9 protein-coding genes and 1 tRNA gene are annotated in these 11,362 nt (G+C 68.8%); 6 read left to right on the top strand and 4 right to left on the bottom strand.

Annotated features, from left to right (window positions below; translation table 11 throughout):
* Positions 1–24 precede the first annotated feature (24 nt).
* The 4 genes from ED92_RS08290 to ED92_RS08275 all read right to left on the bottom strand — a co-directional run bounded on the left by ED92_RS08290 (position 25) and on the right by ED92_RS08275 (position 6,602).
* Positions 25–2,835, bottom strand: a complete 2,811-nt coding sequence (locus ED92_RS08290; RefSeq protein ID WP_037334880.1) for a PQQ-dependent sugar dehydrogenase — start codon at positions 2,833–2,835, stop codon at positions 25–27.
* A gap of 497 nt (positions 2,836–3,332) precedes the next feature.
* A complete protein-coding gene (locus ED92_RS08285) occupies positions 3,333–3,983 on the bottom strand; it encodes a L,D-transpeptidase (RefSeq protein WP_037334877.1) in 651 nt (216 codons plus the stop codon).
* Between the two features lie 94 nt (positions 3,984–4,077).
* Positions 4,078–4,962, bottom strand: a complete 885-nt coding sequence (locus tag ED92_RS08280; protein WP_037334875.1) for a serine/threonine-protein kinase — start codon at positions 4,960–4,962, stop codon at positions 4,078–4,080.
* Positions 4,962–6,602, bottom strand: a complete 1,641-nt coding sequence (locus tag ED92_RS08275) for an N-6 DNA methylase (protein ID WP_037334872.1) — start codon at positions 6,600–6,602, stop codon at positions 4,962–4,964. The genes ED92_RS08280 and ED92_RS08275 overlap by 1 nt, the downstream gene beginning before the upstream one ends.
* A gap of 77 nt (positions 6,603–6,679) precedes the next feature.
* On the opposite strand from ED92_RS08275, the gene ED92_RS08270 reads away from it, so the two are divergent.
* The 6 genes from ED92_RS08270 to ED92_RS08245 all read left to right on the top strand — a co-directional run bounded on the left by ED92_RS08270 (position 6,680) and on the right by ED92_RS08245 (position 11,352).
* Positions 6,680–7,426, top strand: coding sequence for a PP2C family serine/threonine-protein phosphatase (locus ED92_RS08270; protein ID WP_081975724.1), 747 nt, complete (start codon positions 6,680–6,682; stop codon positions 7,424–7,426).
* A 72-nt stretch (positions 7,427–7,498) separates the two neighbouring features.
* Positions 7,499–7,583 (top strand) — tRNA-Ser (locus tag ED92_RS08265).
* A 140-nt stretch (positions 7,584–7,723) separates the two neighbouring features.
* Positions 7,724–7,984, top strand: coding sequence for a hypothetical protein (locus ED92_RS08260; protein WP_005167132.1), 261 nt, complete (start codon positions 7,724–7,726; stop codon positions 7,982–7,984).
* A gap of 1 nt (position 7,985) precedes the next feature.
* The gene (locus tag ED92_RS08255; protein ID WP_037334866.1) at positions 7,986–8,231 is read left to right on the top strand and encodes a hypothetical protein; all 246 of its coding nucleotides are present in this window, start codon (positions 7,986–7,988) and stop codon (positions 8,229–8,231) included.
* Between the two features lie 15 nt (positions 8,232–8,246).
* Complete coding sequence (locus tag ED92_RS08250) at positions 8,247–10,988, top strand: FtsK/SpoIIIE domain-containing protein (protein WP_037334864.1); 2,742 nt, start codon at positions 8,247–8,249, stop codon at positions 10,986–10,988.
* Entirely contained in the window at positions 10,981–11,352 is a 372-nt protein-coding gene (locus tag ED92_RS08245; protein WP_037334861.1) for a hypothetical protein, read from the top strand. Before ED92_RS08250 ends, ED92_RS08245 begins: the two co-directional genes overlap by 8 nt.
* Positions 11,353–11,362: the final 10 nt, after the last annotated feature.

Here is an 11,362-nt window from a genome sequence, read left to right as displayed (position 1 = left end):
CCGAGTGGCTTTATCGAACTGTGATCACCACCGTCGGTCGATCACCTGCCCCGTGCTCCGGTTCCAGGTGATGTAGCCGCTCTGGAAGCTGCTCTGCCGCCCGATGGCGATGCCGAACTCGTCCGTCGCCGGGTAGCGCAGGTACGACCGCTCCCAGCCGAGCGCGGCCCACCGCTGCCGGATCGCGCCGTAGATCGCGTGCGAATCGGTGGCCATCGTCCAGTAGATCGAGCCCGCCTTGGTGAAGTGGTTGTAGCGGCCGGCGCCGTCCGGGGTGGCGGACTCGTCCGTCGTCGGGTAGCCGAGCGGGCCGGTCTCCCAGCCGAGCGCCTCCCACCGGACCCGGATGCGGCCCCAGATCGCGTGCGCGTCGGTCTGCACCGTGTAGTAGATGGACGCCTTCTTGCTGAAGTGGTTGAACCGGCCCGCCCCGTCGGGGGTCGGGAGCTCGTCGGTCGTGGGGTAGCCGAGCGGGCCCGCCTCCCAGCCCAGCGCCGCCCATTTGACCCGGATCCGCCCGTACACCGGATGCGCCCCGGTCGACGGTGTCCAGTAGATCGACGACTGCATCGTGCCGGGCCGGTTCGGGAAGTGGTTGTAGCGGCCGACGCCGTCGGGGGTGGCGGTCTCGTCGGTCGCGGGCGGCCCGAACTTCCGGTGCCCGCCCAGCGCGAGGTACTTCTTGAGGATCTCGCCCTCGATCTGCTTCACGCCGGTCTCGGCGCTCCAGTAGAGCCTGCCGTTCACGTACGGCCGGTAGCGCACGGTCCCGTCGGCGACCTCGGGCCCGACGGGTGCGCCGAGACGCTGCCGCAGGGCGGGTTCCGCCTGGTAGCGCTTGTCGATCGGGGTGAGGTAGTTCGCGATCAGGGTCACGTCGCTCGCCGGCACGGTGACGGTCACCGTGCGCGAAGTCCGCCCGTCGGACCAGTTCGAGAACGTCGAGACGCCGTCCGCGGCGATCTCCTCCGCCACGACCTCGAACGTGGCGCCTTCGGTCACCATCGCGGTGCTGACCCCGCCTTCGGCCGGGATGCTCAACGCCGCCGCCACGTTGCCGGTCAGCGTCAGCCGGTGCTCACGCGGCATGGCGACGTAGGTCCTGCTCGCCGTCACCCCCGCACTGTCGGTCACCGTCGCGGTGATTTCGACGCGGGAGTCCTGGTGTCCGGTGAAGGGCACGGTGAACGCCGGTCCGCTGCCCGGCGAGCCGGGGTGCGCGTGACACGTCGCCTCCTCCGGGCAGTGCCGGATGAGGGTGGTCCACGAGACCGGCAGCACGCCGTCCTCCGCGTCGGTCGCCGTCACCTCGACGACGACCGGTTCCCCGACCGCGAACGTCCGGGCGCCGGGATCCGTCATCACCGGTTCCGGCGAACGGTTTCCCGGCACCACGACGACGTCCGTACCGGCGGACGCGCCGAGACGGTCCGTGACGGTGAGCCGCGCTGTCGCTCTCGTGAGCCCGGTGCCGTAGGCGTGGGTCACGCGGACGCCGGTCTGGCTCGTGCCGTCACCGAAATCCCAGTGGTAGGTCAGCGGATCGCCGTCGAAATCGTAGGAACCGCCGCCGTCGAAGGTGACCGTGCGGGTTTCGGGGTTCGTTTCGGAAGTGGCGACCGCGACCGGTTCCGCGTTCGTCCCCGGATAGCTGAGGCGCCGCAGATTGCCGGTGTGGATGTCGGCGTACACGATGTCGCCGTTGGCCGCGGCCGCGAACTTCACCGGCCCGCCGATGCCGACGAACTCCGGCGGCCGCTCCGGCGCGCGCACGAGCCTGCCTTGGCTGTCGTACGTCATCGTCCAGATCTTCTGCGTGACGTAATCGCCGAAGAAGAAGGCGCCTTTGTATTCGTCCGGATAGGACGATCCACTGTAGACGATCCCGGCGGTGACGCTGTTGCCTTCGTCGACGCCGGAACCGTGGTGGTACGCGGCGATCGGCGGTGTGTTGACCACCCCGGCGCAGCCCGCCAGCCCGGAATACCCTGGCGTGGGAGCGTTTCCTTCCCAACAGGGCCAGGCGTGGTTCTCCCCCGGCCGCACGACGTCCACCTCTTCCCAGGTGTTCCAGCCGACGTCGCCCACGACCGGCAGACCGAGCCGCGGGTCGAGGGAGAACCGGAAGGGACTGCGGTAGCCACTGGAGAAGACCTTGGAACGATTGGCATCCGGGGCCGCGGCGGAGTAGTACGGATTGCCGGGAACGCCGGCGCCGTCCGAGGTGACGTGCAGGATCTTGCCGTAGAGCTGATCGAGGTCGAGCGAGCGCAACGCGCCCGGATCCATCCTGGTGAAGTCGGCGGCGTCGCCGATGGAGATCCACAACGTGCCGTCGGGCGCCGTGACGAGACCTGTGATGCCGTGGACGTCGTAGAACCCGGGAAGGTCGACGAGCACGCGTTCGTTCGCGAGCCCGGTGGGGATGTCCGTGCCGGTCACCGTCCAGCGCGCCACCCGCATGGTGAACGCGCCGCCGCCCGTGTCGAACGACCACGCGAGGTAGATCCGGTGTGACGTGGCGTAATCCGGTGCGATGGCGAGCCCGACGAGCCCGAGATCGCCGTCGTCATGGACGGGAAGGTTCGCGATCGTCCTGGCCGGACCGGTGACCGGCACCCAGGCGACCTTGCCGCTCTTGCCGATGCTGAGCACGGAACCGTCCGGCAGATAAGCGAAATCGGTCAGGTCGAAGGCGGCCTGACCGCTCGGCTGGTCGCGCAGGACGAAGCCGGACGGCAGAGTGGGCGCCCCGGTCGCTTCCGGAGCGCCCACCCATCCCGGGAGAAGCAGGATGGAAACCGACAGTGCGACGAGTAGGCGGCTCCAGATCATCGGCACTTCCCCATTTCCGGCGTGTCCTGGGCACGTCGCCGGGAGCGGGGAAGTCATTGCCACCGGGAGCTTTCATTTATCTCAAAGCAACCGAACCGCAATGATCGCCACGGATCGCGTTCGGTCACCTACCCAAGGCTGCGGTGAGGCCTGGGTCGCGTGGGTCGTTCCGGGTTTTCCTGCCCAGCGGACAAAGGCGGCCCTGAGTGTCCACAAGGGACATCTCGGGTCGATCAGCTGTCCGTTTGATGCCTATATATCCACTTTTACGCGGAGTCGTGAGTGAGAATGAGCGTTAGAACCACCCAAATCACTCACGACCCCCGCGCAAAGTCGACAAATCGGACGTCAGTCCCTCAAAAATGTCCCTTATGGACAGTCAAGGGCGTGCCAACGCCCTGTGGCGAGCATGCCTTCGCCGCCAACTCCATCGCGCCACAGGTGACTAACTTTCAGTAACCAAACCCGCCACTCACGACCACCGGTACCGAAGCGGCTCAGGCCACGACCTGCACCACATCGCCGTTCTGCAAGGTCGTGAAGTACTTCTGCGAAGCCGCCGCCGACAGGTGGATGCAGCCGTGCGAGTACACCGAGAGGCTGCCGGTGTGGAACGCGATACCCGGCAGGAAGAACACCGAGTTCGGCATCGGCGCGTCGAAGGCCTTCGAGTGGTAGTTCTTGACCTTGGCCGAAACGTGGAACACCCCGGTAGGCGTGGCGTGGCCCTTCTTGCCGGGCAGTTGCTTGACCGGCCCGTAGATGACCTTGCCGTCCTGCAGCAGCCACGTCTTGAGCGCCGAGAGATCCACGCAAGCGCTCACACCCGGTGAGGCCAGCGCTGCCTTGCAGGGCACGTCGGCGGCGTTCGCGGCGGGCTTAGGCGCCGGTTTCGGCGTGGGCTTCGGCTTGGGCTTCGAAGACGTCGGCTTCGGCGCGGAACTGCTGCTGCTGCTGCTGCTCGGCGTCGGCGTCTGGGACGACGTGGCCGGGGTCGAAGACGGCGCCGACGTGGTCGTGGGCCCGCCCGCCGGGTCGCCCTGCGCGACGGCTCCGCCACCGGGCGCGCTGCCGCCGGCGTTGCCCGAACACGCGGTCAGCACCAGCGCGGTGGCCAGTGCGGTCACCCCCACCAGGAACTTCTTCACGACCCTTACCCCCGTTTGTCCGTAGTCCGTCCGACATGGGTAAAGACGGAGCTCACCCGGTCGGGGTTGTTGATCGGGAGGTCACGATCGCGTCTCAGGGCACGCGGCCGACGACCCTCGCGTACATCCGGCCCGGGTTGGCGCCCTCGTCCAGATAGCCGGGCAGCGGCGGCAGGTCCCGCGCGAACACGGCCAGCCGTCCGAACAGTTCGTCCGCGTCGCGGGGCCGCCGTTCCGGGTCCTTCTCCAGCAGCTCCGCGAGCAGCACGTTCAGTCCACCCGGGACACCGTCCACTTCGGCCGGGCTCTCCTTGACCTGCTTCTCGAAGACCGCGTACGCCGTCGGGCCGGTGAACAGCTGCCTGCCGGTCAGCATTTCGTGCAGGACGCAGCCCAGCGCGTACAGATCGCTGCGCGGCCCGGCGATCCCGCGCTGGATCTGCTCGGGCGCCATGTACGCGGGGGTGCCGAGGATCTGTCCCGCGCGGGTGAACTGGGCGACGTCGGTTTCGCGCAGCATCGCGAGCCCGAAGTCGAGCACCTTCACACTGCCGTCGGGGCACAGCATCAGGTTCGTGGGTTTGAGATCGCGGTGGCAGATGGACAGCGCGTGCGCGGCGGACAGCACGGCGCAGGCCTGCGCGGCGATCGCGGCCGCCCACGGCACCGGCAGCGGCCCGTGTTCGGCGGCGAGGTCGGCGACGGTCACCCCCTCGATGAACTGCATGACCTGGTACAACCGCTCGTCGTAGGTGCCGAAGTCGTACAGCGTCGGCGCGCCCGCGTGTTCCAGCGTGGCCAGGATCCGCGCCTCGCGGATGAAACGCTGTTCGAGTTCGGCGTCCGGGCCGCCGGGGAGACCGAGGAACTTCACCGCCACACGGCGGCCGAGATGCCGGTCGTGGCCCGCGTACACCGCGCCCATCCCGCCCCGCCCGAGCGGCAGCTCGTCGAGTTCGTAGCGATCGGCGATAAACACTAGTTCTCCGGCTTGAGCTGTCCTTCGGTGAGCCCCGCCAAGCCTAGCCTCACCAGCTCCAGGCCCGATTCCGCCGCCTCGCGCAGGGCGTCCTCGAAGGCGGCGAGCCGGGTGAACGCCGCCCCGTGCGCGCGTTGCGCCTCGATCGGCAGACGCGGGATCCGGGTGCGTTTGAGGTCGATCCTGGTCGAGGAGGTCGGCGCGATCTGCCCGGCCGCGCGCAGGCAGCCGGCGAGGAACGCGGCGTCCAGCCGTTCGGGATCGGTGCGGTACTTCGACATCGTCGGCTCCGCCGCGAACGTCTCTCCATTGTGGACATACGCGGGCACGGCGGGTGACGCGACGACGTCGCCTTCTTCCACCGATTCCGGCACGGTGAGCACCCCGGACTTCAGCAGCTCCCCGATCGTGACGTAGGAGGGCTTCTCGTCGGACACGACCAGCGACGGCGGTTCCGGCCGAACACCCTCGAAACGCTTGAGGACTTCAAGGAAGGCTTCGCCCGCGTGTTCGCCGCGCGCCTGATGGCGAACCGGGGAAAGGTCGATCTCCTCGTCGAGCAGATCGATGATCCGGATCGTGCCGGGTACGTCGGCACCGCGCAGATAACCCTCCACAGTGGACGGATCAGTCGTCAGAAGAAGCCGGGACGGCGGCCGTTCCCCGGATTCCGGCCGCCGCAGCAACCAGAGATCCGCGCCGCCGACCGTCACCACGGCGCGCAAAGCACCGGCACGCAACAGGTTCCCGCGAATCCTTCGCCCCGTGCGACGGCCGGCCGCGGCGGGCGGCATGCGGATCGCGACGAGCCCGCCGGGTTTCACATGTGCGAGGCAGTGCTGCACCCAAGCCAGTTCCGGCTCTCCGCGCGGCGGCTGGCCGTACACCCAGCGCGGGTCGCCGATGAGTTCGTCGTAACCCCATTCCCGTTCGTTGAACGGCGGATCGCACACCACCGCGTCCGCGAGAACCCCTTCGTAGGAGTCCATCGACAGGGCGTCCGCGCCATACATCTCCATGTCCGCCTCCGCGAGCAGGAGCCGGTGCGCGGCGATGCACGAGGTCGCCGGATCGTCGACCTGGCCGAGCAGCCGGGTCCCGCCGGAGGCCAGCAGCAGCGTCCCGAGCCCGCACGCGGGATCGAGCACGACGCCGGGTTCGGGACCGATGAGCCGGGACATCAACGCCGCCACCGGTTCCGGCGTGACGGACAGCTGGCGCGAGTGCGCCTCGACGTAGCGTTCGCACAGGAACTCGTAGGCCTCGCGCGCTCCTCGCTCCTCGGCGAAGCGGTCCAGCAGAGCGAGCAGTTCCGCGTCGTCGTAGCGCGGCGAGAAGGTCCACACGCCTCGACGCGAGAGATACGACCCCACCCGGCCGACGCGGTCACCGAGCGCCAGATCGTCGCCGAGGTTCCGCAGCCGCTGCCAGACCCGGTCACCGAGCGAGATCTCGACCGGTTTCCCCCGCTCACGCAGCCAGCTTTCGACGGCGAACAGGGAAAAGAGGGGGCTCGACGCCGTCCCGCCGACGGGCGGCGGAAAATCGCCGTAACGTCGGCGCCAGTTGCTGACGGCGGCGCGGCCGACGCCGGCGATGCGCGCGATGTCCGCCGCGGTGACGGTGGCTTGCTCCTCCATCGCCGCATCGTAACCGACAGCTGGCTATTCCAACCCTTTGTTTGTGAACTCAGTACACAGCTGCTTTACTGGGACCCATGAGGTACACCCTTCGGTACGCCGCCGGCTCGGACGTCGGACGGCGCCGCCAGGTCAACCAGGACTCGGTCTACGCCAGCGCCAGGATGCTGGCGGTCGCCGACGGCATCGGCGGGCAGCCACACGGCGAAGTGGCCAGCGCCGCGGCGGTCGGCGTCCTGTCCCGGCTCGACACGGACCTCCGCGGTTTCGACCTCGCGGACGTCGACCTGGTCGAGGTGCTCACCGGCGGGCTTCGCGCCATCGACGACCGGCTCTCCGCGACGGCCGAACAGGACCCCGAGACGCGGGGTATGGGCACCACGCTGACCGCCCTGCTGTTCGACGGCTCGCATTTCACGGCCGCCCACATCGGCGACTCGAAGGGCTACCTCCTCCGCGGTGGGACGCTTCAGCGCTTCACCCGCGACCACACGCTCGCCCAAGCCCTCGCGGACGACGGCCGCATCGACCCGTCAGAGGTCGAGGGACACCCCCGCGGCTCGCTGTTGATGAAGGCGCTCTTGAGCACCGGCAGCGGCGAAGCGGACATCTGGACCTTCGACGCCGCTCCCGGCGACCGTCTCCTGCTGTGCTCGGACGGGTTAACGGCAACGGTTGTCGAAACCGTTATCAAGGACGTCCTCGGCGCCTTCCAAGATCCCGCCGAGACCGTCCCGAGGCTGATCGAACTGGCCAACGAAGGCGGCGGACCGGACAACATCACCTGCGTCGTGGCGGACGTTCTCGCCCCTGCGGCCGCCTGAGCCGGCGAAGCGGCAAACGCAGGTCAGACCCGCCTTCGAGGGGCCGAAACGGCATCCGGTATCGTTCCCCACGGAGGATTGGCCGAGCGGCCTAAGGCGCACGCTTGGAAAGCGTGTTGGGTTCACGCCCTCGCAGGTTCGAATCCTGTATCCTCCGCCGTCAGCAAGGCCCCGGACGTTCCGACGTCCGGGGCCTTGTTGATTACTTAGCAGGACCTTCACTTAACAGAGTCAGTTGATCACGCTAAGTTTAATAGTGGTCGTTCCAGCCCCCGACGTCCCAAGGAGTCCGCCAAAATGGCCGGAGTCGAAGAGATCCGCGCTGGTATCGCGCTCGCGAACGAGAAGGCATCCGCGAGCATCGCCGCACTTCAGCAGGCAGCGCAGTCTCTCGAAGAAGCCCAGCTTTCGCTTTCCCAGGCCACCCAGGGCAGCACCCAGCACGAGGTGAGCCAGGCGCACGGGCTTCTCGCCGAAGCCCTGCAAGGCATCACCGGCATGCAGAGCACCATCCAGGCGGGCATCTCGTCGGCCGAGTCGTACTCGACCCGTCTCTGACATGTACCTCGAGGAACTGCACCAGCTGCTGACGGCCGTCCAAACCGGCCTCGCCGACGGACGCGCCCATGCCGAGCGGGCCAGGAGCCTGCTCGAAGAGTCCAGACGCGCCATCGTGGAACCCCAGGCCCAAGCCGTGCCGTGGGTTCCGGCGCAGCTGGCGCAGGCCGACGAGGGAATGGAAAACCTCCTGACGCGCCTTTCCGCCGCTGACGACCTGGTCAGCGGTTACCAATCCCGCCTCTGAGATCGGCGAGCCGGTATGGGCAGCAAAGCGAGTGAACAGCGCAATCGCGTCGCCACGGCGCTCGAGCGGGTCCGGCACCAGATCGGGCTCGTCCTCGGCGCCGCCGCCGGCGCCCGTCAGGCCGCCGAGGCGGAACTGGCCAAACTGCAACTGGAACAGCACATAGTCCGGGTGGGGATGAACAACTCCACCTCGGAGCAGTACGCCGAATGGTCGCGGCATCCCGCCGCGAACGAGGTGTTCGGCCTGCTGGGCAGCGTGCGCGGCCAGTTCTACGCCGACTGGGAAGCGGGCCCGAACGCGTTGCGCGAACTCGTCGCGAACAACGCGCCGGGGCCCGCGAGCCGGCCGCCGGGCGACTGGCTGGGCCGCGTCGGCGGGAATCCCGGTATCACCTCGCCCGGGCTGTGGCGCGTCGGCTCGGCGACGGTGCCGGGCCAGGACGTCCCGCGCACCTTCGACGTCGCGGTCCCCTTGCTCGACGAGTCGCATCTGTCCATCACGTCGGCGCCGAAGACCAGGGCCGCGGTGGACGGCATCGTGCAGAACCTGCTGATGCGGATCCTGAGCACGTTCGAACCCGGCGCGGTGCGCATCCATCTGTGGGACGTGGGGCAGCTGACCGCGATCCTCCCCGACCTGTACCCGCTGAGCCGCACCAGCGCGCTCACCCTGTACGACCCAGGACGGCTCGAGGATCTCCTCGACGAACTGGCCGGGCACATCCGCCGCATCCACGCGACCGGGATGCAGGCGGGGCACACGTCGCTGCGGGAGATCCGGCGGGCGAGCGGCCAGCGCGTCGAACCGTTCCGTGTCGCGGTGCTCTACGGCAACGGCGAAACCCTCGAACCGGAGCGCGCCCGCGAACTGAAACGGGTCGCCACCGGGGCGCTGGCGGCCGGGATCTGCCTGATCCTGATCGACGTGCCGACCATGCTGTCGACGTCGGTCGAATCGCTGAGCCTGCACGACGAACGGCACGCGACGAGCAGCATGACCGGCCCCGACCTGATGGTCGACCTCGATCCGCCGATGCCGTCCGGGCAGGTCATCCGCGCCGCCGGGCGGATCGCCGAGGCGCTGATCGCCAAACAGGGCGGGCCGCGCGCGTTCGCCGACCTCCTGCCGACCGAACTGGGCAAGGAGAGCTCGGCGCGGGAACTGCGGGCGCCGGTCGGGTTCTTCGAGGGCGAGGCGGTGGAGGTCGTCATCGGCGACGCCAGCCCGCACGTGCTCATCGGCGGGCCGAGCGGTTCGGGGAAGACGAACTTCCTGTATTCGCTGCTCGGCAGCCTCGCGGCACGGTACTCGCCGGACGAACTCGCGCTGTACCTGCTGGACTTCAAGGAAGGCGTGTCGTTCGCCGGGCTCGCGCCCGGGCGGCGGGACGCGAGCTGGCTGCCGCACGCCAAGCTCATCGGGGTCAACGTCAACACCGACCGCGAGTTCGGCCTGGCGCTGCTGCGGTACCTCGCCGACGAGCTGCGCCGCCGGTCGGCCGCCGCGAAACTGCACGAGGTCACCAATCTCGCGGATCTGCGCGAGCAGGACCCCGGCGGGCACTGGCCGCGGATCGTCGCGGTGATCGACGAATTCCAGTACCTGTTCGCCGGTCGCGACGGCGTGACGGCGACCGCGACACAGCTGCTGGAGGACATCGCGCGGCGAGGCCGGTCGCAGGGCATCCATCTGGTGCTGGCGAGCCAGGACGTCGCCGGGATCGAGGCCTTCTGGGGCAAACCGGCGGTGTTCGAGCAGTGCACGCTGCGGATCGCCATGCCGAAGGCGCGGCGGGTGCTGTCCGAGACCAACAACGCGGCCGTCTCCGCGCCGAAGTGGCACGCGGTGATCAACCACGATTCCGGTGTGGCGCACGGGAACCAGCTCGCGCACGTCCCGGACGCGAGCAGCAAGGACGTCTTCAACAAACTGCAGCACCGGCTCTGGGAGCGGTATTCGGAGTCGTTCAAGCGGCCCCGGTTGTTCGACGGCGCGCATTCCCCGGTGCTGGAACAGTTCCCGGCGTTCACCGACCTGAAGCCGACGGACAAACCGCGGGCGTTGCTCGGCCAGTCCATCGACGTCGACGAGGCCGCCTGCGGGGTCGAGCTGCCGAAGGCCCCGGGCCGGAACGTCGCCGTCCTCGGCGCGGCCACGGCGGAGGCACTGTCCATCATGGACTCCGCCGCGCGTTCGCTGGCCCGCCAGTATCACCGCGAGACGGTGGAGTTCGTACTCTCGTGCCCCATCGAGGCTTCCGTCCCCGCCGTGGCCGAACTGGCCGAGCGCCTGCGCGCCGAGGGCCACCAAGCGACCCTGGTCGACGATCTTCCCGCCCGGGTAATCGATATCGCGGAGAATCTGTCCTCTTTGGACAAAGCGCGGGTGCTGCTGCTGTACGGCGTCGACGCGTCGATCCCCGCACTCGAGGCGAAGGCGCCCGGACAGCTCAAGAGCGGTCTGGATCAGTTGCGGGTGCTGCTGAAGCAGGGCCCGACGCACGGTGTCCACACCATCGGCTGGTGGCGCAGCATCGCCCGGCTGAAGGACACGCTCGGTTTCGCGGGCACCGACGACATCGGCTCCTGGGCGGCGTTGGACGTCCAGGGCAACGAACTGTCGCCGTTCGCCGCCGGGCAGGTCGTGCACTGGTCACCGCGGCCGGGCCGCGCGCTGTTCTTCGACCGCACCACGCACGGCGCCCCTGAGGTGATCATCCCGTTCCAGCGTCCGGAAGGGCTTCTCGATGGATGACGGCATCACCGCGGCCATGCGGTACAAGGAGATCGTCGGCCTCGCGCGCGCTTCGGCGGAGAACCTCCGGAACTGGGAGATCGGCCGCGCGGACGAACTGGAGGCCCGGCTCGCCGAGGCACATCAGGCCGTCGCGGACGCCGCCGAACGCGAGCAGCGCGCCGTCGACCGGTGCACGCGCTGGTGGAAGATGGCGCAGCACAACGTCGAAGGCCTCTCGTGGCTGCCGGAGGACGAGGAACCTCGCCCGGTGCCGACCGCGCGAGCCGGGTACCTGGAGAAGTACCTGGAAGAGGTCAAGCCGAGCTACCAGGAACTCGTGCAGGCCGTCCTTTCCCTCGGGTGGCGCGCCAAACGCTCCTGACCCCACCCGC

This window comes from Amycolatopsis sp. MJM2582 (assembly GCF_000754115.1).
Lineage (GTDB): Bacteria > Actinomycetota > Actinomycetes > Mycobacteriales > Pseudonocardiaceae > Amycolatopsis > Amycolatopsis japonica.
Note: the sequence above shows the minus strand (reverse complement) of the source record. Positions and strands in the feature narration are given on the sequence as shown.